The sequence below is a fragment of the Amycolatopsis sp. NPDC052450 genome (assembly GCF_044547565.1).
In the GTDB taxonomy this organism is placed as follows: Bacteria; Actinomycetota; Actinomycetes; order Mycobacteriales; family Pseudonocardiaceae; genus Amycolatopsis.
The window spans coordinates 138,956-161,846 of sequence record NZ_JBIUAQ010000010.1 but is presented as its reverse complement, the minus strand read 5'-3'; the positions used below and the strand labels follow the sequence as shown (position 1 = coordinate 161,846).

At 69.7% G+C, this 22,891-nt stretch carries 20 protein-coding genes; 8 read left to right on the top strand and 12 right to left on the bottom strand.

Translation table 11 applies throughout. The features are described 5' to 3' along the window. Window positions 1–5 precede the first annotated feature (5 nt). From ACIHAO_RS19105 to ACIHAO_RS19060, 10 genes are all read right to left on the bottom strand, one after another. Complete coding sequence (locus ACIHAO_RS19105; RefSeq protein WP_396559521.1) at window positions 6–599, bottom strand: hypothetical protein; 594 nt, start codon at window positions 597–599, stop codon at window positions 6–8. 324 nt (window positions 600–923) lie between these two features. Next, complete coding sequence (locus ACIHAO_RS19100) at window positions 924–1,898, bottom strand: C40 family peptidase (RefSeq protein WP_396559519.1); 975 nt, start codon at window positions 1,896–1,898, stop codon at window positions 924–926. Between the two features lie 71 nt (window positions 1,899–1,969). Next, window positions 1,970–3,049 carry a replication-relaxation family protein gene (locus ACIHAO_RS19095; protein ID WP_396559517.1) on the bottom strand — a complete coding sequence of 360 codons (1,080 nt, stop codon included), beginning with the start codon at window positions 3,047–3,049 and terminating at the stop codon, window positions 1,970–1,972. Window positions 3,050–3,179: 130 nt separating this feature from the next. Next, the gene (locus ACIHAO_RS19090; RefSeq protein WP_396559515.1) at window positions 3,180–5,741 is read right to left on the bottom strand and encodes a type IV secretory system conjugative DNA transfer family protein; all 2,562 of its coding nucleotides are present in this window, start codon (window positions 5,739–5,741) and stop codon (window positions 3,180–3,182) included. Between the two features lie 68 nt (window positions 5,742–5,809). Further along, on the bottom strand, window positions 5,810–7,780 hold the full coding sequence (locus ACIHAO_RS19085; RefSeq protein WP_396559513.1) for a VirB4 family type IV secretion system protein: 1,971 nt from the start codon (window positions 7,778–7,780) through the stop codon (window positions 5,810–5,812). 6 nt (window positions 7,781–7,786) lie between these two features. Continuing rightward, window positions 7,787–9,040: a PrgI family protein gene (locus ACIHAO_RS19080; RefSeq protein WP_396559511.1), complete on the bottom strand. Its 1,254-nt coding sequence runs from the start codon at window positions 9,038–9,040 to the stop codon at window positions 7,787–7,789. 13 nt (window positions 9,041–9,053) lie between these two features. Further along, complete coding sequence (locus tag ACIHAO_RS19075; RefSeq protein WP_396559509.1) at window positions 9,054–11,285, bottom strand: hypothetical protein; 2,232 nt, start codon at window positions 11,283–11,285, stop codon at window positions 9,054–9,056. A gap of 153 nt (window positions 11,286–11,438) precedes the next feature. Continuing rightward, window positions 11,439–11,762, bottom strand: a complete 324-nt coding sequence (locus ACIHAO_RS19070; protein WP_257489866.1) for an Mbov_0395 family pilin-like conjugal transfer protein — start codon at window positions 11,760–11,762, stop codon at window positions 11,439–11,441. Between the two features lie 197 nt (window positions 11,763–11,959). Continuing rightward, window positions 11,960–13,036 (bottom strand): sigma-70 family RNA polymerase sigma factor, encoded by a 1,077-nt coding sequence (locus ACIHAO_RS19065; RefSeq protein WP_396559507.1) that lies wholly within the window; start codon window positions 13,034–13,036, stop codon window positions 11,960–11,962. A 543-nt stretch (window positions 13,037–13,579) separates the two neighbouring features. Continuing rightward, window positions 13,580–13,762 carry a hypothetical protein gene (locus tag ACIHAO_RS19060; protein ID WP_396559505.1) on the bottom strand — a complete coding sequence of 61 codons (183 nt, stop codon included), beginning with the start codon at window positions 13,760–13,762 and terminating at the stop codon, window positions 13,580–13,582. Between ACIHAO_RS19060 and ACIHAO_RS19055 the strand changes: the two genes are divergently transcribed. From ACIHAO_RS19055 to ACIHAO_RS19035, 5 genes are all read left to right on the top strand, one after another. Further along, entirely contained in the window at window positions 13,752–14,540 is a 789-nt protein-coding gene (locus ACIHAO_RS19055; protein ID WP_396559503.1) for a hypothetical protein, read from the top strand. The two genes, ACIHAO_RS19060 and ACIHAO_RS19055, sit on opposite strands and share 11 nt — an antisense overlap. Window positions 14,541–14,608: 68 nt before the next feature. Then, on the top strand, window positions 14,609–15,718 hold the full coding sequence (locus ACIHAO_RS19050) for a TRM11 family SAM-dependent methyltransferase (RefSeq protein WP_396559501.1): 1,110 nt from the start codon (window positions 14,609–14,611) through the stop codon (window positions 15,716–15,718). Window positions 15,719–15,859: 141 nt separating this feature from the next. Next, window positions 15,860–16,705, top strand: a complete 846-nt coding sequence (locus tag ACIHAO_RS19045; RefSeq protein WP_396559499.1) for a DNA cytosine methyltransferase — start codon at window positions 15,860–15,862, stop codon at window positions 16,703–16,705. A 375-nt stretch (window positions 16,706–17,080) separates the two neighbouring features. Continuing rightward, entirely contained in the window at window positions 17,081–17,569 is a 489-nt protein-coding gene (locus ACIHAO_RS19040; protein ID WP_396559497.1) for a hypothetical protein, read from the top strand. A 253-nt stretch (window positions 17,570–17,822) separates the two neighbouring features. Beyond that, on the top strand, window positions 17,823–18,308 hold the full coding sequence (locus tag ACIHAO_RS19035) for a recombinase family protein (protein WP_396559495.1): 486 nt from the start codon (window positions 17,823–17,825) through the stop codon (window positions 18,306–18,308). Here ACIHAO_RS19035 and ACIHAO_RS19030 read toward each other — a convergent pair whose 3' ends face one another. Further along, complete coding sequence (locus ACIHAO_RS19030; RefSeq protein ID WP_396559493.1) at window positions 18,309–18,455, bottom strand: hypothetical protein; 147 nt, start codon at window positions 18,453–18,455, stop codon at window positions 18,309–18,311. It lies immediately after the preceding gene. A gap of 44 nt (window positions 18,456–18,499) precedes the next feature. Here ACIHAO_RS19030 and ACIHAO_RS19025 point away from each other — a divergent pair, with 44 nt between their 5' ends. The 3 genes from ACIHAO_RS19025 (at window position 18,500) to ACIHAO_RS19015 (ending at window position 21,403) form a co-directional block, all read left to right on the top strand. After that, on the top strand, window positions 18,500–19,315 hold the full coding sequence (locus ACIHAO_RS19025) for a hypothetical protein (protein ID WP_396559491.1): 816 nt from the start codon (window positions 18,500–18,502) through the stop codon (window positions 19,313–19,315). A gap of 251 nt (window positions 19,316–19,566) precedes the next feature. Continuing rightward, the gene (locus ACIHAO_RS19020) at window positions 19,567–19,842 is read left to right on the top strand and encodes a helix-turn-helix domain-containing protein (protein WP_396559489.1); all 276 of its coding nucleotides are present in this window, start codon (window positions 19,567–19,569) and stop codon (window positions 19,840–19,842) included. Next, window positions 19,835–21,403: a tyrosine-type recombinase/integrase gene (locus ACIHAO_RS19015; protein WP_396559487.1), complete on the top strand. Its 1,569-nt coding sequence runs from the start codon at window positions 19,835–19,837 to the stop codon at window positions 21,401–21,403. The genes ACIHAO_RS19020 and ACIHAO_RS19015 overlap by 8 nt, the downstream gene beginning before the upstream one ends. Before the next feature lie 406 nt (window positions 21,404–21,809). Here ACIHAO_RS19015 and ACIHAO_RS19010 read toward each other — a convergent pair whose 3' ends face one another. Continuing rightward, window positions 21,810–22,877: a hypothetical protein gene (locus ACIHAO_RS19010; protein WP_396559485.1), complete on the bottom strand. Its 1,068-nt coding sequence runs from the start codon at window positions 22,875–22,877 to the stop codon at window positions 21,810–21,812. Window positions 22,878–22,891 lie beyond the last annotated feature (14 nt).

Sequence of the window (22,891 nt, the reverse complement as noted above, 5' to 3'; positions counted from 1 at the left end):
GGTGGTCACCGGTCCAGGTCAGTGGCGAGTTTCGCCAGCGCGGTCTCGATGCCGCGCCGTAACGACGACGGCGCACCGGGATGATCGGTCAGGTACGCCACCATGTGCGGGACGGGGGCCGGGGTGTCGTCGCGTGCCAGCGTGACCAGCGCGTCAGGATGCCGCTGATACAGCTCACCGACCGTCACCGGGGTGACGGGGTACCACAGGTCACGGATCTCGTAACGGCCGTCGTCCCCGGGCCGGATCACGCGCGGCGGTGAACCGTCGGCTTCGCCCCAGGGGCCGCCGTCGTGGATTTCCAGGATGTCCCCGCGCCAGGTGAAGCGGTACTCGGCGTTGCTGTAGAACGGTTCCAGATGGATCCCGATCCAGCGCGCGACGGCGGTGCGGCACCGCAGTCCGACCTCGACGTCATTGTCTAGATTGTGCAGGGCGGGGAACCGGGTCTGGTCTTCGATGACGCCCGGTGGTGTCTCGTCGCCGGGGATGATGCCAGGGAATGCCGGTTTGTACGGCATCGCCACCCACACCTCGCCCCCCGGCAACACCGGAAGTGCCGCGGCACAGCCGGGAACGGCTGCCCGTGTTTCGTCCATAAGAGACACATCCCTGTGGCAATGCGGTGCGCGATCCGCGCTATGACATGTCCAGGGACGCTCCATACACGTCGGAATGTCAAGCCAGGTATAGGTTTTGACTCGACGCATCCGTGTAAATATCACGCGATCGGGAATTTCCCGCGATAACCTCGACGGTAACGACGGCGCGCATTTGTCATTCGCGACAGGTCAGGCGTGGATGGCGTTATGAGACCAGCCGAAAGCAAAGCCACGCGTACGATCCGCCGACCTCGAAGGCTGATTTGTACTGCGACTTGAGGCACAAGATCTGCGCGGCAGCAGAGCTCGCTTGCAGCGAGATCACTGTGCGGGCCGTGTGGCGCCCGCGTAGTCGTCGCCGGGACGCCGGTAGTCGTCGATTCGCACGACTTGACCGAAGTCCGGGGCGTTCACCATCTTCCCGGCCCCGATATAGAGCCCTACGTGCCGAATTTTCGAGGGTGTGCCATAGAAGACGAGGTCGCCCGGCAGGAGCTGCCCGTCGGGTACTCTTGGCCCGGCGTGGTATTGAGTGTGTGCGGTGCGGGGAAGCGAGATTCCGGCCGCGTGGTACGCCGCCTTAGTCAAGCCTGAGCAGTCGAATCCGCTGTCACCGTTCAACGGACCGTTGCCGCCCCACACATACGGCAACCCTCGTTGCCCGCACGCGTAGTTGATGGCGGTCATCGCGGCAGCGTTCGGCGCCTGGATGTCGTTGCAGTCACCAGTTCCGGCCGTAGCGGGCGCGGGCTGACAGCGCACCCCGGACACAGCCGCGACGACCGCACGCGCCTTATCCTCGTGCTGTGCGTAAGCATTGGGGAACCCTGAGCCCTGCACGGTCTGTGCGGCGTCGTTGACGCTCATGCTCTGCCAGTTCGGTGTGGCAGTGAGGCGCTCGAAGAACTTTGCCGCCGCGTAGGTCGGTGTGGTGATCTGTTGCGGGGTGCCCCAGCCCATCGAGGGGCGTTGCTGGAAAAGTCCGAGGGAGTCCCGGTCGCCGTAGAGCAGGTTGCGGAGCTTGGACTCCTGCATCGCGGCGGCGATCGCGACCACCCAGCCCGGCTCGGGTATCGCCATCTGTCTGCCGACCGCGACGATGGTGGCGGCGTTGCCCATCTGCTCGGCGGTCAGGCCCGTCACCGTGCCGGTCATCGCCCCGTCGGGTGTGCAGATCAGCGAACTCGCGCCGTTGCCGCCGGACAACGAGCTGACGATGCCGGCGACACCGGCGCCGATGAGCAACGGAATAGCGAGGACCACGGCGCCGACGGCGGCCCCGAGTTTGCTTCCCATGGCTGGATCGCGCTCCTTTCACGGCGATAGGTGGCAACGGGACGCGTTGCGGACGAGATGGCGCTGCCAGGTCAGTTCTCGCCGCGCGCGATCCGGTTCGGCGTTGCCCGCGGTGGGATTGGACTCGGTGGTGGCAGCCGGTACGGCGAGGCCGCCGCGGCGGCCTCGCCGTCACCGTCCTCGGTGCCGGGGCCGGCCGGTGGTTTCAGGCCGGGCCAGGCGTCGGCAAGGTCGGCGAGGTTGTAGCGCGGGACGGCGCGATCGGTGCGGGCCGAGGTCAGTGGTAGCCAGACCGCCTCGGCCGGGCTCGGGTGCGGCGAGGCGGGGTCGAGCAGGTCGGCCGCGGCGGTGGCTACCGGCACCGTGCGAGGGGCGTCGAGTCCGGCGTGGACGCGGGCCAGGGCGGTGCGGGCACCGGCTTCACGGCGGGTGGTCGGTAGCCACATCAGCACCGGCGTCGCGATCCCGGTCGACTCAGCCAGCCGCGCGTAGCCGGTCAGCTTGCGGCCGACCTTGGTGAGGGACTCGGTTCCGGTGTCGAATTCGAGGAACCACTCCACCTCCTTCGTGGTGCCGTGGTGGTGGGTGCGCCAGCGGCCGTAGCCGTCGGGGATGACGAGGTCGCCGAAGTGACGGGCGCAGCGGGATTCCGACCACCAGGCCGTCACCGCCTCGTCGGCCTTGGTGTGGCGGGTGCGGGCGATGAGAGAGGTGAAGAAGTCGTTGACGCCGACGGTGTGGGCGAGGCGCTGGTTGTGGGCGATGGCCATGGCGCGGTCGTGCCGGTAGCCGAGTTCCTTGACCTCGAGGCCGTGTTCGGCGGCGAGCACGGCGGCGCCGGCCGGGCCGAGGACGTAGTGCATCGGGGCGGAGCCGAGTTGCTGGAACGGCCGGAACCGGGAGATCGCGCGCCAGAGGTAGAGGTCGAGCACCCGCTGGCGTGCCGACCGCCCTGAGGGGAACGCCGCGTCCTGGATCTGGAAGCTGGTCAGGACCCGGTGCTCGTGCAGCAGGGCCAGGAGCCACTTGTCGCGGACGGTGAGACGGGAAGCGAGCATGGCTTGGTGCTCGACCGAGCTGGCGGCGCGGGCGGTATGACGTCCGGGCAGATGATCCCGCAAAGTGTGCTGGCGGGTAGTGGTCGTGATCAACGAGCGCTCCCTTGATCGTCAACAGACTGTGGACAACTGCTGTGGGCAGACCGATGCGGGCCATGGACGAGAACCGGGCGGCAGCGGCTGTTCCGTGTGGCGCGAAGGCAAATCCGCGTCCGGCGGGCGCCTAGGGGCGGGTACGGCGTGGGTCGGTCCGGGGCGGCCGGGTCGGGGAAGCCCGGCGCTCTGCCCGCGTCGCGGTGGTTGTGGCCGCTGGGCTTCCGGCGCGGGAGGTCGTGCTGGTTGCGGTGTTGTGTGCGCGGCGCTGGGCGCGGAGCACGGCCCGGATTTCGCGTGCCCGCCCGGGGATCGGGTCGGGCAGGGGTGTGGTGGTCATGGTGAAGGGCTCGGTTTCCTCGCCGTGCACGACCAGGCGTGCGGCGGCGTGGTAGACGCCGAGGTGGGACAGGTCGTGTTCGGAGAGCCGGGGTGTGGTGTGGCGGGCGAGTTCGCGGGCGTCTTCGGGGGAGGAGGAGTAGATGATTTTGTTGCGGGCGTTGGTGGAGAGGCCTTCTTTCAGTTCTCTCGATAGCTGGCCGAGGTGCTGGTGGGCCAGGATGAATCCGTTCCGGAACGCGCGGGCCTCGGCGAGCATGTCTTCCATGGGGTAGGGGAGATGCAGGAAGTTGTGGCACTCGTCGATCACGGTGTGCGCGTCGGGGCGCAGGCGCTGCGGGACACTGGCGCGGGCGGTGGTGGCCTGCCAGGTTCGGGCCACGACCAGCGACCCGACCAGCCGGGTGGTCTCTTCCCCGAGTGAGCCTTTGGGGATGCGCACGAGGCAGATCCCGCCCTCGTTGAGCACCTGCGACATGTCCACTGTGGAGCGTCCTCCGGCGATGGCTTCTTTTACGAAGGGGCGCAGCAAGAACGCACGGAGTTTGTTCATCAGCGGCGAGATCACCTGGGATCGGGAGCTGTCGGTGAGTTCGTCGTACCACTCCCAGAATCCGCGTAGCACGGGGTCGGTGAGGCCGGTGGTGATGCGGGATCGGAAGGCTTCGCTGGTGAGGAGTTTCGGGAGGTCGGCCAGGGTTGGTACGGCTTCTTGAGCGCGCAGGGTGAGGCAGGCTGCGCGCATGAGGTCGTCGGTGCGCGGTCCCCAGAACGCCGAGTACACGCGGCGGAAGACGGAGACGAGGTTGTCGACCTCACGGTCGGTTTCCCCGCCCTCCAGCGGGTTGAGGACGGGTGGGCGGTGCCGGGAGTCGGCGTCGAACAGCACCACCCGCTCGGCCGCGCTGCGGGGGAGCCGGTTGAGGATGTCGGTGACCAGGTCGCCTTTCGGATCGATTAGGACGACACCGCGCTGGTTGTCGACGTCGTCGAGGATGATCTGGCCGAGCAGGGTGGACTTCCCGGAACCGGTCGGTCCGATCAGGTGCAGGTGGTAGCGGGCGTCGGCGAGCCGCAGCCCGACCGGCCGGGCGTGGCCGGTGTCGGAGTGCCCCAGCGGCATCACGCCCGTCCCTGGGGCGGGGATGCCGGGTGGTGGGGCGACGGCTTTGGCTCCGGCGCGTTCGACGCCGGGGATCTCGGCGTCGGTGGGCAGATGCGCGAGCGCTGCGAGTTCAGGCACGGAGAGCAGGTCTCCACGGTCGAGGCGCCGGTCGGCGAGCGCGCGGGCGGGCCGGTGGAGGCGGGTGCGGGTGTAGTGGTTGTGGTCGGTGTAGGCGGCGAACGCGGCGGCCAGCGCGTGCGCCCGCCCGCGTGCGGTGTCGCGCGCCTGGCGCACCAGGTCGTCGGCCGCGTCGGCGGGAAGGTCGGTGGCCACGCCGTACCGGATCACGGTCTCGTACTGCGAACCGCGCTGCTTGCCCACGATCGCCTTGTTCTGTGTCGAGTACTCGAGCGACAGCTGCGGATCCTGGCTAATGCGTCGTGAGTCCGGGGTCCGGCGAGTGCGGGTGGCGTTCGCGCCTGGGGTGATCGCGTCGAGGATCCGTCCCCCGAGCCGTCCCGAGGAGCCGTGGTGGACCCGGCGGGCGGCGCGGCGGGCTTGGGCGACGCGTCGTCCGGTGACCGGGCGGGCGAGGATCTGCACGCAAGCCCGCTCGTCGCGGCCGAGCCCGACCGGCGCGCCGAGCAGACCGCGGATCGGGTCGGCGTCGAACCCGGTGCGGATCGGGAGGGCCTCGGCGCGGGCGAGGCGCAGCTGGCCGCCGACGGTGATCCGCCGGCGCCCGGACTCCAGCGCGGGGAAGGGTGGGGTGGCTGGGTTGGTGCGGGTGTGGGCGCCGGGCCAGGCAGCCTCGACCGCCCGTTCCACCAGCGACGGCGGGATGACGCCGGGGACCCAGAACTGCACGGTGACACCGTGCTCGCCGAACACGTACTCCATCGCCAGATGAGGCTGCCCGGCCCAGAACCGCCGCCAGGCGGGGCGGAGCAGTCCGACGAGGTTGGACCAGACCGCGGCCCCGCCGGCGGGATCGACGGTCGGCGGGGCGAGCACGGTGATCCGGCGAGCATCGGCCAGCAGTGCGGCGTGGCGGCGAGCGCGCCACCAGCGCCGCGCCACGACCGCGCCCGTCAGGACCACGGCCAGGGCCGGGACGGCGACTGGCCCCCAGGTCAGTGCCCAGTCGCCTGCGGCGGTGAGCATGCGACCGGTGACGCCGCCGGGGTCTCGCAGATAGTCACTCACCCCGTTCTGCGTCACCGGGGATGCCGCGGTGTGTACGGACATGACAGAACTCCCTTCCGGGAAAACCACTGTGAGACAAGGGAAAGCCGGGAAGCGGCACGAGGCCGGAATCACGCGGTGTCGAGGTCGACCTGTCTTGCGTCGTCGAACCCATCGTCGATATCGGCACTGCCGGTCTCGTCGACGGAGCCGGTGGTCTCGGCGGGACCGAGGTCGATGTAGGCCTCAGCGAGGCCGCTGTCGGTGGCATCCGGGTCCTGTTCGGCGAACCGGGCCAGTTCGGCGGGATCGGTGGTGATCAAGAAGTTCTCCGTGGGCGAGGCCAGTGACTGGACCGCCACTCGCAGCGTGCCGGAGCTGAGCAGGCCTTGGCCGCGGTCGGCCGACAGCAGGAACCGCCGCTCTCCGACGGAGAGGTCGAAGGCCTCGGCGATCTCGTCGATCGCCTGCGGCGCCGCGCGAAGGAGCACCTGGGTCGCGGCGTTGCTCACGATGGCTTTGCCCAGGTCGCTGCCGAGCAAATCAGCGGCGTCCTGGGTGGCAGTGGTCAGCCCGCACCAGTGTTTGCGGGCGGCTTTGGCCAGGCGCAGCAGGAACAGTGCGGCCTCCTGCTGGCGCATGAGGACTCCGGCTTCGTCGACCACGACCAGCCGGGGTCGGCGGTCGGCCGGGTTCGAGACGCGCCGCCAGACGGTGTCGAGCACGAGCAGGGTGCCGATCGTGCGTAGCTCGTCGGGCAGGTCGCGCAGGGAGAACACCACGAGGTGCCCGTCCGGGGTGGTCGTGGTGGGCCCGTCGAAGAGGTCGGCGAACGAGCCATCGACAAACGGGTGCAGCCGGGCTGCGAGGTCGGCGGCCATCGCGTCGCCACCGTCGCCGGTGGTGGCGAGTACGTCGCGCAAGTCGCGCAGCAGCGGCGCCGGGCGTGTCCAGGTGCGGGCGTCACCGGTGATGCCCGCGCGGTGGTAGGTGGCGGTGATCGCGGTGTCGAGCACGGCTCGTTCGGCGGCGGTGACCTCCGCGCCGAACAGCACAGCCAGGACAGTGTGCAGGAATAAGCTGCGCCTCTTGAGGGCGTCCTGTGGCGCGGTCCGGCGTCCGTTCGCGCCGAGGTGCACAGGCAGGTCGAACGGGTTCAGCCGGACTCCGCCCGCGCCGAGGTGGACGTAGGTGCCGCCGACCTGGGAGGCCAGGCGGGCGTACTCGTCTTCGGGGTCGATGACGAATGCCTGGACTCCGTGGGTGGCCCACCCGTTCTCGGTGTCGCCGAGTCGGCGGTAGAGGCTGCGCAGGGTCTCGAGCTTGACGAAGTACGACTTTCCCGCGCCCGACCTGCCGAGGACGACGGAGTTGTAGTTGTCGCAGGCGAACCGGTCCCAATGGACCAGCCCGGAGGAGCCGACGTTGTAGCCGTAGAGGACCCCTGACGGCGCGGAGGTCGTCGGGTCGGTCGGCGGGAGGTCCGGCGAGGTGAACGGATACGCGGCGCTGACCGCGGCAGTGTCGAACGTCCTCTTCAGACCGAGCGGGTCCAGACCGAGTGGCAGGGTGCTCACCCAGCCCTGCAAAGCCCGGTAGGTCGCGGGTTTCGCGTCCAGCAACAGGGACGCGCACAGCGACCGCAGCGCGGAGACTTCCTCAGCGAGAGAGGTTTCGTCCGGGGCGTGCACGGTGAGATACAGCCCGAAGCGGAACAGGCGTCCGTCGCCGCGGGCGATGCTGCGCGACAGGTCGGCGGCGTCCTCGGCGGCGGCGTCGAGGTCCGGGTCGTCGAGCCGGTCATGCTTCGCGTTGTGGCGGCGGGACGATTCGAGTTTGGCGCGTTGCTTGCGCAGTCCGCTGGCCGCCGTCGCCGGGTCGACGGGCTGGACGTGGACCGACACGTCCAGCCGCGCGGGGTAGGTCAGCAGCGGGGCGAGCCAGCCGGGGTAGACCTCCTGCGGATAGCCCGTGACGCCGAAGCTCGCGACGAATTCGTTGCCGACCTCGAGGTGCCGGGCGGACACCGACAGCGCGTCCGGGGTGAACGCTCCCGCCGACCCGGACCGGGCCACGGTGCTGTGGTTTCTGGTGCGTGCCATCAGGGGTTACCTGCTTTCGATCTCGTCGTCGTAGTCCCAGTCCTCGTCCTCGGACAGCCACGGGCCCGGCGCCTGCGAGCGACCGGAGCGCGGCGCGACAGTGGATGGACGCGGCGGAGCCGGGTGAGACGACGACGCCGCGAGATCGGCATCGCCGGCGGGGTCGTCGGGGCCGTAGAGGTCGGTGAAGGTGGTGGTGGAGGTGACGACCTCGTCGGCCCCCGCCAGCGCGGCCGAGGGCGGCAGGAAGGTGTCGGGGTTGCAGGCCGCCGCGAGTACGCCGGTCGCGGCGGCGGCGTCGAGTGGGGTGGCCACGATCCCGGCCGGGGTCAGCAGCTCGATGGCCTCGCCCAGGCGGCGCACCAGGCGTTGCTCGGCCGCCTGCCGTACTCCGTTCTCCACCGGTCCGTTGTCGTGGCGGTGGTGCCGCCATGGCAGCACGCTCGACGCGGTGGCAGGTGTGGCTGGGCCGGTTCGCAACGGTTCGCGCAGCACAAGCAGCACTTGGCGGCGGAGTAGATCCGCCTGGGCGGTGAGCTCAGCGAGGTAGTCCGCGTGGTCCCGCGCGGCCGCTTCCAAGGCGGGGTGCGGGAGACCGCCGGCGTGGGCCCGGAGTTCGGCGATCTGCGGGGCGAGGTCGAGCCGTTCGGCGCGGATGAGGATCTGCACGGGCGCGGTCAGTGAGTGCAGGTAGCGCGCGAACGAGGCGACGAGCGCCTCCTGCTCCCCGGGTGTGCGCAGCGAGAAGTTGACGGTGCTGCACACGGCGATGACCGCGAGCCCGTCCGTGCCGAGGTCGACGATCCCGGCGTGTGCGCCGGTGTCGGCGACACCGTGGGCGGGCAGCTCCAACGGTGCCGGGGACACCGGCTCGGTCCCGGCCGGTGACCGACGCCGTCCGCCACGGCTACGGGCGCGGGTGTCGGAGTGCTGGGCGGTGAGCCAGGCCGGGGCCGCGCGGACGCCTTCGGGCGCGGCGACCCGGTGCCGCGGAGACAGGTGCTGGCGGATCGCGGCGAGCGCGAGGCGGTCCAGGGGCAGCCCGTCACGCTGCCCGAGAGCCAGCACGGTGGCCGTGATCCCGACCGGGATGGCGACGATGAGGAACACCGGCAGCGGCACGAACCCACGGGTCAGCGAGTACAGGCCGTAGAGCAGGAGGCCGGTGACGCCGAGGATCGCGAGTTGCCGGGCGGTCAGCGGACCGAGCACCCGGTCCGGGCGGTCGACGTCGGCGGGCACACGCACAGGAGAAGTCATGGCGAATCGGTCCTCACTTCGTCTTCGGGCCCCGCCGGGTGGGCAGGTCCAGGGGCAGGCGCAGTTGCGTTCCGGCTCGCCGCTTCGGTGGCGGTGAAGCGCTCGCGCCGCTAGCAGGCTGCGGGGGTTGACGCCGGACGCCGAGGGGAAGCGGGTACTGGCCGGAGGCGAGTGGCCGGTTGCCGGTGTAGGCATCCCGTGCCGGACGACGGGAGGCGCGGGCCGCGCGGTTGATCTGGCCGGACGGGGTGATCAGCCCAGGCCCGGTTTGCCGCGGCGGGCTGGCCGGCGCCGGGTTGGTGAGGTCATCGGCGAGCGACCGCCGAGGCGTGGCCGGGGGTGCTGGACGCAGGTGGATTGGCAGCATCCCGGCGCTCGGCGCGATCAGCGCGCGGGGTAGATGCGCGGGCGGGCGGGCGTTGCGGTTGACCCGCCCATCCGAGGTGAGCAGCCCGGGCTGGGGCACCGGCGGCGGCATCCTGGCGCCTCGTGCGGCGAGGTCGTCTGCCAGGGACCGGCGTCCGACCCGGTCGGGGTTCCTGCGTGTGGTGATCGGCAGCCCGAGCTGGTCACGGGGCAGCGCGCCGGGCAGGGAGTCCGGTGGGAGCGCACGCGGGTTCGTTGCGACTGTCTGCTCGTCCCCGGAGCCACTCGTGGTGAACAGGGACAGCTGTCCCGGCCCGGGTTTCCTCCCCGCTCCGGTGCCGGTGTCCGTCATCTCACCCAGACGCGGGGATCGCCTGGGTGCGGGGCGTGTGCGGCGGACCCGTATCGGCAGCATGAACTGGCCCGAACGGGTCGACGGCGGATCCGCGGGTGCGGTGTCGTGTCCGCGCGCACGATGTGCCGGGCCGGGCTTGCGGCCCTTGCGGCCGAAGAGCGAGGTGGCGCCGCCGAGCAGGCCCATAGTCTTGTAGGCGATCGCGCCGCGCACTAGTGACCCGAGCAGCGAGCGGCCGCCACCGCCGCGCAGCGGTTGCAGGCACCAGAAGGGGATCTTGACCAAAATCCACATCAGCGCGACGCAGAACAGGAGATTGGTCACCCCGTTCAGCGTCGGCCCGAAGATGGTGAAACCGCCGGGGGTGAAGAACACCCGCAGCGACGCACTCAGCGCTCCGGCCTGTCCGATCGGGATGATCAGCAGCAGCCCGTAGGCCTTCCACCAGAACACGGCGACGCCCTCGGTGTGCGGCAATGCGTGCCACATCAGCACGAACGGCGCGGCGGCGATCAACAGCATCGTCGCGAGGACCCGCACGATGAACGTCAGCAGCAGCACGACGAGCATCACCGCGAGCGCGAGCCCGATGAACAGCAGCCAGCCCTGCCCGCCGTTGAGCGAGCCGAGGATCATGTCGGTCATCGCCTTGGCGGCGGTGTTCGGATTGACCGCGTCGGTCATCAGCGTCGCGCTGACGGCGTTGGAGATCTCGATGCCCTGGGTCGCGAGGAACAGTGACAGCGTCCCGGCGAGGAACCCGGCCGCGAGTCGGGGCGCGATCTCTTTGATCGTGTAGCGGGTTTGCAGGGTTTCGTAGGCCATCAGGATCAGGCCCGCGATCACGACGATGCTCCCGTAGAAGGCGAGCATCAGGTGCCAGGACTCGGTCCAGGCCTGGCCGATGCCGGGCAGGAGGCTCGGGTCCGGTGTGGACAGCACCGTTTTGCCCAGCAGATCGAGTAGCGGGTTCAGTGCGCCGATCACCAGGCCGCGGAAGAAGGTGTCGATGGCCTCGGTGACACACGCGACCGGGTCGGTGAACCCGCACTCGCTGTCGTCGTCGCCGGGGTCGCGGGGTACTGGCTGTGGGATGCAGTTCGGTCCGTCACAGGGCTGGCTCGTGGGCGACTGGGTGGGGAGGTTGCCGCACTCGGGCAGCACCGAGCCTGGGAAACACGACACCGGCGCCGACGGGCCGGGAATCAGCGGCGTACTCGGCGGGCCCGTGGGCGGCGCGGGGCGCGGCGACGACGTCCCCGGCAGAAGGCACGCCGGTTCGGCAGAGCCTGGCACGCAGCTGGGATTGGGCGGCAGCGGCAGTACCGGTGGCTGCGCGGGCGCCAGCGGTGCCGCCGCTGCCACGGGTGCAGGCGTGGGCCCGGGTGCGGCCGAGGCGGTCAGCGCGATTCCGGCGACGGCCACCAGCAGCGGCACCAGCACCGCGAGCGCGCGAGCCCACCGCCGCTGGGGCAGCCAGCGTCCGCGACGGCGCCGGGCGGGTGCTGCCGGTGGTCCGAGCATGAGCCGGTCGCCGCGCCCCGACCTCGTGTCCGTGCCGTCATGGTGAGGACTGGAATCGGCACTTCGGGCGGGGCGCACGGTCGGTGCCGCCGGTCGGCGCAGGGCGGGGTCGCGTGGACGCAAGGACGGTGTGTGGCGTGGGGTGGTCATCGCTCACACCCCGCCCACGATGCCCTTGAGGATCTCGACCACGAGCGGGGCGAGCGCGGCGAGCCCGAAGCCGATGCCGGCGGCTTTGAACGCGCCCTTGGCCTTCTCGATTTCGCCGGGGTCACCCGAGGCCATCAGGTAGCGCAGGCCGCCGATGGTGATGAACACGACCGCGACCCCGGCCAGGATCCCCATGATCCAGTTACGGATGTTGTTGAGGACCTGATCGACGGTCGCCGCGAGCGCGACATAGTGGACGGTCTCCGCCCGCGCGGCCGACGATGTCAGCAGGACCCCGGCGGCGACCAGCCACCCCAGCAGCAGCACTAGTCGACGACGGGTCACACAGTGACGAAGCCGGGGCCGCGTCGTGGCAGAACGGGCACGGTGGCATGGCCGGTTGGGGGCGGGCATCGTCCGAGGACGCGCCTCGCCTGGGCACACGGCGGTGGCCTGGATTCCGCGGCGGCGGGATGCGATGCGGCGAACCGGCTGGCGGACGGAGCGGGACAGACGGCGTGGTGTCAGTCGCATGAGTTCACCTCCCGGCCGGTCTGCGCGAGCGCAGCGGAGCCGAAACGGCTGGTGCAGAAACGGGGGTCCGCGGGCAGCTGGGTTCCGCGCGAAGCGATGTCCGATCGCGGGCCGGTTCGCGGCACGGGAAGGTCGGCAAGTCGTGGAAGACCGCGGAGCCAGGCAGGGGTTGATCGCTGTGCCTGGCGGATGCGAGACAACGATCCGGCAGGGTTGTCCTCGTTTCCGATCATGTCGGAAACCAGGCGCTGTTCAGCGCGGCTGCGTACCTTCCGGATCGCCCACCCGGCGCGGCCGAGAGGCCCTCCGGCGTCCTCGATCGGCACCTCGCCGAAGCGGGTGTCCCAGATCAGGGCGGCCTCCTCAAGGGTGAGGACACCGTCGCGGACAGCGGCCATCAGCAAGGCCTCGGGATGCCCGCCCAGACGGTGAGGCGGTGCCGAGCGGAAACGAGCGGATCTCGCCGAGAGCTCGTCCAATTCCTCGGTCAGCAGCGGGCCGTCGAGAGCCTCGCGCAACGCGAGATAGCCGCAGCGGAAAGCTACCCACCGCAGACGCGCGAGGATCGCCGGCCGGTCCAGATCGACCTCGTTCAACCCCTGCAGGAACCCGGTCAAGACGTCGGCGTGGATGTCGTGCTTGTCGCCGCGGAACCCTTTGGTCAAGGCCGCCGCGACGGACAGCAGTACGGGCAGCGCCAGCCCGACGCACGCGACGGTCCACGTGCCGCGCTCGGTTCGCGCGCGGGTGATCAGATAGGTCCACGCCGCGTCCCGCACGGCCTGCGTGCATTCCTCGGCCACCAGCACCGCACCCAGCTCATCCAGCGGCACCGGGCGAGCGGGCAGGCCCGCGATCTCGGAGCCGTTCACACACACCGGACGCGGGCCGGTCACCAGCCACTCAAAGCTGACAGCCGCGACATCGAACACCCCGCCCTCTATGCCTGTGCCACGGCCCCGGCGGACAGAGAAAGAGCCCGGTTCGGGCTCGACGTTCGATAACGATGAGTCCATGTCGGCCACACTCCCTAAAAGGCGAAATAAGGACGCCTCGAAGAAAGCCATAATCGGCGCCTCAAAATCGCCTCCAAGTCGCCTCAAAACCGCTTCGCGGGCGCCTCAAAACCGCCTCAATGCTCGGAGTCGCGAGCGATGGTCAGCGTGCTGCCTGGCGCGAGAATCCCATCGCGAGGCACCGTCTTCGAAGGAGAACAAGGGCTTTGAGCTGCACATGTGAGCTGGTCGGTTCAGGTTTCGCGCGGCGGCGCCTCAAGCTTCCGACTCGACAGGTGCGCGGTCGGGCGGCGCAACGAACCCTCAGTGCGCAATCAGATTCTGAAAGCGTTGACGCATTCGGCGTGCCGCGAGCCGGTTTAGCCAATTAATCTGAAAATTTCCGATACCACATGTCCAAAATCGACGTTTTTTGCGGAGTTAGGGGGTGACAGCGCCACACACCCGCATACGTGGTGGCAACTCGTGCTCGGAGGTCCTGATGTCCCCTCGTCCGCAGTCGCCGGATGGCCGCCCCGGTCGCCGCACAGACTCAACTCGCCCGCCGCGCACCCGGCGCGGTGGCGACCGCGCTCCCTACCCCGGAGCCCGCGTTCACAGCACCAAGGCAGGTGCCGGTGGGACCAACAGCACCTCGCGTCCCGAGGGCACGCCGACCTCGTCGCGCCGGCGCACGGCGCCGTCGTCGACAGCGCCGACTCCGGCGACGGTGTGGACGTGCGGGCCGGACCCGATCGACGCCCACGCGGTATGGCCGGTACCGATCGTGGAGTCCATCACGGCGGCGTTCACCGACCCCGGTGCGCACGTCGTCCTGGTAGACCTCGACCCCGCACCGACCACCGGCACGCGCTCCGATGCGGACGGCTCGGCGACGACCGGCGAGGCGTCGTTGGTGGCGGTGCGGGAGGCGGTGCGCGCGCTCGGCCGCACCGCCGACACGGTCACCTTCCACATCGGCGGCGGCTCCGCCGCGTCGTCGCGCCCGTTCTGGGCTGACCTCGTCACCGAGGCGACCGACCCGTCCGCGGTGCTGGCCGGAACACCGTCGGCCCCGGTGCGCACCGGTGTCCCCGGCAGCGCGGAAGGACCGGAGCCCGAGCGCGGCGCGCGTGCGGATCTCGTGATCGTGTCACTGCCCGCCCACGCCGCCGAGTCGGTGTCGCTGGACCGGCTCGCGCTACAGGCGGCGAACCGTCTGCGCCAGGGCGGCATCCTCGCGGTGTACACGCACAGCGACTGGACGCGGGGTCGGCTGGTCGATCCGACCGGCGCGATCGTCGCCGCTGCGCAGCACGCCGATCTGCTCTACCTGCAGCACATCGTCACGTTGCACGCTCCCGTGGAGAAGGGGCGCCTGCGGGCCGCACCGAGCGCGGCGGTGGCCGCCGAGTACAACCGCGCCCGGCATCACGCGGCGGTGCGCGGACTGCCCTCACCGCACCTGCGCGCGCATGGCGATGTCCTCGCGTTCGCGCAACCGGCCGACCCCGGCGCACTGCCCTCCGGGACCGGTCCGGCGACCGCCGCGCCCGGCGCTGGAGGTGGCCAATGACCCCGCACCTGCCGCGCCCAGCCGAGCCGTCCCCTGCCACTCCCGCACCAGCGAAAGGCAGCGCCCTCATGTCCCACCAGCACCCCGCAGCATCGACCGCCGCCGACGCGACCAGCTCGACCACCCACAGCAGCGCCGACCCGACCGTGCCGATCTCCCGCGCGCTCATCGACACCCTAGACACCGCCAGTGACACCAGCGCCGCACAGACGGACATCGTGACCGGACACGACCCGGCCAGCCCGACCGGTGCGTTCGATGCCGGCGACCTGCCGTTGTCGGTGTGGGCGACCGCGCAAACCTCCCCGGCCACCCAGCGCAAAGGCCGGTATGTGCCCGAGTCGACCGCACACCCGGCCAAGATGCTCCCGGCCGTGGCCACGCACGCCATCCACGCCTACACCCGCCCCGGCGAGCTGGTGTTCGACCCGATGGCCGGATCCGGCACCACCCTGGTCGAGGCGATCGACACCGGGCGCCGCGCGGTCGGCGTCGAGTACGAACCGCACTGGGTCAGCGTCGCCCAAGCCAACCTCGACCTGGCCCGGGACCGCGGCCACGACCACGACGGCGAGATCGTGCACGGCGACGCCCGGCAGCTGCCGTCCCTGCTGCCCGCGAAGTACCGGGGACAGGTCGCGCTCGTGATCACCTCCCCGCCCTATGGGCCGTCCACCCATGGGCAGGTCGTCACCGCCAGCACCGACTCCGACGACGGGAAGGTTCACAAGTACCACCACCGCTACGGCTCCGCACTGGATCGCGGGAACCTCGCCAACGTCGGCCATCACCGGCTGCTGGCCGGCTTCACCCGCATCCTCACCGGCTGCGCGGTCGTGCTGCGCCCAGGCGGGCACATCGCGATCACCGTGCGCCCGTGGCGCGAGCATTCGGAGCTCATTGATCTGCCCTCGCAGATCATCGCCTGCGGCCAGGCCGCAGGGCTGGTGCCGGTCGAACGCTGCGTCGCCCTCCTGGCCCGCGTCGCCGACCGCGAGCTGATCGCCCGCGGGAGCTTCTTCCAGCGCGACTTCATCCGCAAACAGCGTGAGCAGGGCCTGCCCTTGCACCTGATCGCGCACGAGGACGTCATCGTCCTGGCCAAGCCCCTCACGCCCAGCGGCACGTCGGCCTCGTCGGGCGACGGGGACGCGAGTCGTGAGCGGTGGGCGTCGTGAGCACGCGGGTGCACTGCTGGGACTGCGGCTGGGACGCGCACTTCCGGCATCCCGCCACAGCCCGGCGGGCCGCCAACCGACACCGCTGCCCGCCGCCAGGCAACGACTCGGACCGGCGACCCGTGGCGCGGGAGGCACAGCATGCCTGAGCGCCACACCGACACTGTGGATCCGCTGCGGTTCATCGCGACCGACGGCCCGGTCATCGGGTCGCTGTGCACCGGCGTGGCCGGTCTCGACCTTGGCGTCGCCGCCGTGCTCGGCGGGCGCATCGCCTGGTACTCGGAGGTCGACCCGCACGCGGCCGCGATCCTCTCCGCGCGCCTGCCCGGCGTGCCGAACCTGGGAGATCTGCGCGCGGTCGACTTCACCTCCGTCGCACCGGTCGAGGTGCTCACGGCGGGCTTCCCCTGTCAGGACATTTCCGCCGCCGGTCGGCGCGCGGGCATCGAGAAAGGCGCTCGCAGTGGACTGTGGAGCAACATCCTGGACGCCATTCGCCTACTACGACCCCGCCTCGTCGTCGTGGAGAACGTCGCCGCCCTCCGCTGGAAAAACGGCGGCCTCGACCGTGTACTCGCAGGGCTGGCCGAAGCGGGGTATGACGCGGTCTGGCGTTGCGTACGAGCCGCCGACATCGGCGCCGCCCACCGCCGCGAACGCGTGTTCCTGTGTGCCGTCCCCGCCCCGGGACGGGATGCGGATGATGCCGACCCCGCAAGCCCGCGACGGCGAACCCCGCGGCCCCGTCGATCCAGCACGGCGCCGCGCGGGCGGACATCAGGTCAACCTCAACGACGCGGTCGACTCGGTCGTCAAGCCGTCGCACCTTCTGCCGACCCCGACAGCGGCGGACTCGCGGTCGGCGGCGATCCAGACCGTGCAGAAGCCGGGCCGCCCGATCCCGGCAGGGTGCGTGACGCTGACCGACTCGGTGCGGCTGCTGCCGACCCCGACCGCCTCGGACGCGAAGAACTGCACCCATGACACGCACGACGGCGGACCGTCTCTTCCCGACCGCGCCCGCGCCCTGAGCACCCCGACGCCACCGCTGGACGGACCGCGGTGCGCGGCGGCCCACAGCGGAGGGCTCGATAGCTGCCTTTCCACCGGTGCGTGGCGCCTGTCGCCGACGCCCGACCGCGCACGGCGGTTCGTCCACCGACATCTCCGCCACGCCATGACAAGGAGGCCCAGCCCTCATGGACATTCCACGACTTCTGCCGACCCCGCGCGCGACTGACGGCACCAAAGGCTGCCCGGCACAGCGCGGATCGAAAGGCGATCTGATGTTGCCCTCCGTCGTCATCGCCGTCACCACGCCCGCGCCGAAGTCCCGAGCGCGGAAGGAGGTGAAGGACCGTGACGACCGCCCGCGCACCGCGCGCCCGCCGCACAGCACGCGGTGAACCCGGGCCGGTGGACTGGGGCGAGTACGGCGCCGCCGTGCACCGCTGGGAACTCATCACCGGCTGTCCCGCTCCGTACCCGACCCAGCCCGGCCGGCACGGACGTCCCGTGCTCGCGCCGCCGTTCGTCGAGTGGCTCATGGGCCTTCCCCCGGGCTGGGTTACCGCCGTACACCTCGAGCTGCCCCGCACCGCGCAACTTCGCGCTCTGGGCAACGGGGTCATGCCCCAGCAGGCCGCGCGCGCACTACGCCACCTGCTGGACGACATCACTCACCTGCACCGTCCGCCCTGCCACCCGCCGGCCAGCCCGGCGACGCGGGACAGGCACTTCGGCGTGAGCCGACCGGCACGAGCGGGCGGTGGCGTGACGCACCTGCCTGGCACCACCCAGGCCTCGGCCGCGCGCAGTCGCCGCAGCGGTACCCGCTCGCGTCGCTGAACCTGTGGCGCTCCGGGGCGTGGACACCGCCGAGCCCGCCCCGGAGCGCCACGCTCCACCCGCTTCCACAAAGTCGACTTCCCTGAAAGGGCTCTTCGCCATGCCCACACACAGCAGGACACGCCGCACCGCGACCCATCTGCGTCACTGGGTCCGTACCGCCGGCCACCGCCTCCGGTCGCTCTACCGGCGGTCAACGAACCGAGCACTCGCCAGCCACACGCCTTCAAGTGTTCAACCTGCGCAGCTTCCGGTGACGCGACGGTCGGCCGACGCGATCGCGGTCCTGATCCGCGCGGGCTGGAACGTTCACCGTCCGCCGTACGGCTACACCACGATGACCGTGACCGGAGCGCAAAGCCGCCGCGGAACACCTCGCACCCGCCTGACACCGGACCCGACCCGCGCCCAGGTGGTGCAAGACGTCTTCTACTGGCGCGCGGTCACCGGCCTGTCGGTCGAGCACATCACCGCGCGGCTCAACACCGACCACGCGCGCTATCCACCGCCCGGGACACACATCTCCTGGCCGCCCGCAGCAGTCGAGGCGATGTTGACCGACATCAAGTACACCGGCTACCAGGCCGCCGGCACCCGCGACGAGAACAGCATCTTCCTTCCCGTCGAGCAGTGGGTGCTCTCCGACCAGCCCGCGCACCGCGCCCTGGTCACCCCCGCGCTGTTCTGGGCTGCTCAAGATCCCGTGACCAGCGTGCGGCACGACAAGGAGGCGCGGTGATCATGGCATCGCGTCCAACCTCCGCAGCGCGTGCCGCCACGTCGCGCCCGCCGACACAGTCGTCGGCGCGTCGCCGCCCGTCCACGACGACATCGGCGGCCCGCCGACCGGGCACGCCGCGTCGCGAGCGTTACCCCGGCCGGCCACGCGGCCGATACCTGAGCCTCGGGGCAGGGGTGCAGAGTCTGTCCGTGTTGCTGCTCGCGTGCGAGGGGCAGATCCCGCGTTTCGATGCCGCGCTGTTCGCCGATACCGGCTGGGAACCCAAACAGGTCTACGCGCAACTCGACACCGCCCGCCGGATCGGGGCCGTGGCCGGAATTCCGGTCCTGACCGTGTCCAACGGCAACATTCGCCACGACACCCTGAACCCGAACGCGCGATTCGCGACGATGCCTCTCTTTGTCAAAAACCCTGATGGCTCGAGGGGAATGGCCCGCAGGCAATGCTCAGTTATCTGCACCATCTCCCGCTGGTTGATCATGGCGCTTCACGTCGTGATCAAGGAGAAGCCAGTGGACCTTCGCCGTCAGCTCATGGAAGGCCGTGCGTCCGTGCCCCGAGTCGGATCAGTTATGAAGGTGGAGCGGATCCACCCGCCCTACGTTGTCCTCGACCCGTCAGGCGTTGAGATCGTAGATGTCACGGGGTACCTGCGGGATCTGGCGTTGGGCGACGGCAGCCCGCTGACCGGCCGCAGCTACGCGTTCGGGTTGCTGCGGTGGTTCCGGCTGCTTTGGCTGCTCGGTGTGGCCTGGGAGAAGGCGACCGAGGCCGAGGTCGCCGTGCTCGTTGGCTGGCTACGCACCGCCCCGAACCCGCAGCGCCGACGGAGCACACCGGCCACCGGTCGGGCTGGCGTGATCAATCCACGGACCGGCAAGCCGACGCTGGCGGCCGGCTACGCCCGCACGACAACGGCAAAACGCTGCGAGGTCAGTTCTTCATCCACCGCTCCCTGTTGCCGTTGGACGAGGTTGACCTCGATGCCACCCGCGGCCGCCTGAGCGCCGAAGAAGACGACCCCGACGGCTGCTCCCCGTTCTCCTGCCGCAGCGGTTCCGAAGCGACCGCGTCGGTCCCGTAGGACCAGCCGAGCGCCAACACCGGCGCCGTTCCGGGACCTGCGCGGGTCACTGGCGCCGTTCCGACACCCGGCGACCCCAGCCGCACCGGGTGCCCGTTGACCGCGGTCGCCGCCCGCGCACGAGAACCCCATGGCCTACCAACGAACCCACCTCACAGAGAAGAGGTTGCTGTGCACGATCTCGACCGACGCCCCTCCACCGCACCTGACTCGGCAACCACTGCAGCGTCATCACCGGCGTGGTCGCGCGAACGGCTCGCCGCCCTCGGAGCGACCACCGACCTGATGACCGCCGCCCGCATGCTCGGCATCGGCCGCACAACCGCCTACACACTCGCCCGCAACGGAACCCTTCCAGTGCCCGCAATTCGCGTCGGCCGCAACTACCGCATCGCTGTCGCACCGCTGATCGAGCTACTCGGGCTCGACAAAGAGCCTCGTGCCTGACGCTTCCTCTCTGCGCGCATTGGAGCGTCCATGGTCGTGTCCAAACGCGACAACCCCACGGATTGCGGGAAAGGAAAAATCCGCGATGACGTTCAAAGGCAGCACATTCAAACGCTGTACCTGCACCGATCCCGGCACCAGGAAACAACTCGGGACTCAATGCCCGAAACTCAAGCGTGGCAACGGCACGTGGAGCTCCAATCACGGGACCTGGTCGTTTCAAGCTGAACTCCCCAAACATCACGACGGGACTCGCCGCACCCGCAGGCGGCACGGGTTCGCCTCGCAGACCGCCGCGCAAGACCAGCTCGACCAGATCGCTGACCTCCTCACGCTCGGCGAACGACGCGGCGAGGCCGCACACGCCACGATCGGCGACCTCATCGACAACCGGCTGCGTACAGGAGAACCGTTACCCACGCCCGAGGCGGTCGGCAAGCAGCTTGACGCAGGTAACGCCGACCTCGACGCAATCCCGACCGTCGGTCAATGGCTGACCAGCTGGATCGCGACACGCAAACAGATCCGGGAAGGAACCCGGTTGTCCTACCAGCGCCACATCACCAACTGGCTGCTCCCGCATCTGGGCCACTACCGACTCGACACGCTCACGGTCGAGCACATCTCCCGCATGTTCGATGCCATGGCCGAACGCAACGACACCATCACGGCCGCCAAGGGCAGCGACGACCCCGAGGTCCGCAAGAGCGCGCACGGCATGCGAGTCATGGGCGCGGCCACCATGCAGCGCTATCGCGCCACTCTGCGTGCCGCGCTGAACGCCGCCATCCGCGCCCAGATGATCACCTTCAACCCGGCCTCCTACGTTGAGCTGCCCTCCGGCCGACGCCCGAAGGCTCTGCTGTGGACCCCGGACCGGGTCGAGCGGTGGCAGCGCACCGGACAGAAGCCCTCACGGGTCATGGTGTGGACACCCGAGCAGATCGGCCGATTCCTCGACCAGGCCGAGGGCCACCCCTACTACGCGCTGTTCCACGTCATCGCCTATCGGGGTTTGCGACGCGGTGAAGCCTGCGGCCTGCCGTGGTGGAACATCGACCTGGCCAGCCGATCGATCACCATCTCCACCGCGATCGTGCAACTGGGATGGAAAGCCGAGTTCGGCGAACCCAAGAGCGAAGCCTCCGGCCGCGTCATCGCCCTCGACGAGGCCACCACACTGGTGCTGCGAAGGCAGAAGGAACACCAGCACGAACTGCGCGTGGCGGCCGGGACCGACTGGGTCGAGCACGAGCTGGTGTGCACCGAACGCGACGGCAGCCCGCTGCACCCGGCCAAGCTCACCGACGCCTTCCACGTCATCGCCGACGCCGCCGACCTCCCACCCGTACGCTTACACGACCTACGCCACGGCGCGGCAACCCTCATGATCGCCGCCGGAGCGGACCTGAAAGTCGTGCAAGAGTTGCTCGGCCACTCCTCCATCGCGGTCACCGCAGACACCTACGCCCACGTCCTGCCCGAACTCGCCCGCGACACCGCCGAAGCCGTCGCCGCCATCGTCCCGCGCGACCAACGACACAACTGCCACACCGCCTGATCTGGCTAGATCAGGCACCGGCCACACCTCCCCCTGGTTCTTCCGTCACGGCTGTCGAGACGTTCGTCGCGGACCGCGCCGAGTGCTGGCAGACGCTGATCTTGTGACTGTGAATGCCCTTATGGCGCGAGAACCTCGGTCTCGACGCCGAATCCGCGGAAGCCGCTTTCCTGGGCCAGACCCGTTCGGCTTCCCCTGACCCCAGTTGAACTGTCTCGCAAAGGCTGGTTCAGGGCGGCTGGATGGCTAGAAGTCGACCGCACCGCGGGTGCGGGCAACGTCTCCTTGGTGGCTGGACGCTTGCCGCCAGGCGATCGGCACCGTCTGGCGCCGATCAAATTCAAGCGCGCCTTTGGAGCCGTCTGCGCACTGGAGCGCTACGCCGGTGACTCATCCCATGACCTGATCAACCTGCTGCCGCAGCATTGTCGGAACGCGCGCTCGGAGTGTGAGTGTGCGCTAGGTAGTCCTGAAATGTCGCATGCTGGAACTGGTACACGCCTCCAACTCTTCGCAGTACTTGGCACGCGTACATGTAGTCCAGGAAAGCGACCAGCCGCAGCGGGAACGTGCGACCCGCAGCCAAGAACAAGCGTGAGATGCAGAAGCTGAACCAAGCCATCGCGAACCAGTGCACTACAAAAGATGCAAGCATGCCGAGTCCTAAGCCAAGCATCAGACCAGCAGCGAAGTAGCCGGTCAACGCTATGAGCGCCGCACCAACAGCCAGTACGCCCGCACCAATGACGAGGGTTCGGAGCCGGTCGATGCGCAGGATCTGATGGGGTGTCAAGTACCCGCTCGACTCCTTCACTTCGGTCCACCGCTGCCAGGGCTGCCAGCCGAGATAGAGCGCAAGGCAGATCGCGAGCGGAGCCGCCAAGGCGGTCTTCAACGGAGTGACACCAAGGGTATGCACTACCAGGCCGGCGACAACCCCGCAGAAGCCCCCGAACGCAAGCGTGTGGAACAAGCCCTGCGGTTGGAGCACCACACCTTTACTGCTGCTGACCCCAACTGGAGCCCGCACTTCCCGTCCAGGCACTAGTCGACCACCGATAAAGCCTGCCACGAGACTGACGGCTATCCCGATACCGAGTCCCAGCAACAGATTCCCGATCGTGATCCCCGCAACGAGCCCGACAAGGCACGCGACCATGGCCACGGTCATCCGGGCGGGTCGAGTGATGGCCTGCGGGAGCTGCCACAACGCGATGTCGTATAGATCGGAGCCGTCGAGGTGCTTCGCCAGATTGACTAGCCAGCGTTGGACTTTCTGTGGATCCCAGGATGCTCCGCGCCGGCCAGCTCGCGCCGCGTAGCGTCGGTCAATACCTGACAGAAGGTTCTGATACAGCTTTCCTTGGAGCGACTCAACAGTCTCGGTGTCGTCCAACAACATGGCGGGCATGCCAGCGTGCACGTTCTGTTCCGCGCGATGGATCAAACTAAGCATCAACGGGGTACGCAGCATCGCTGCGCCTGGCG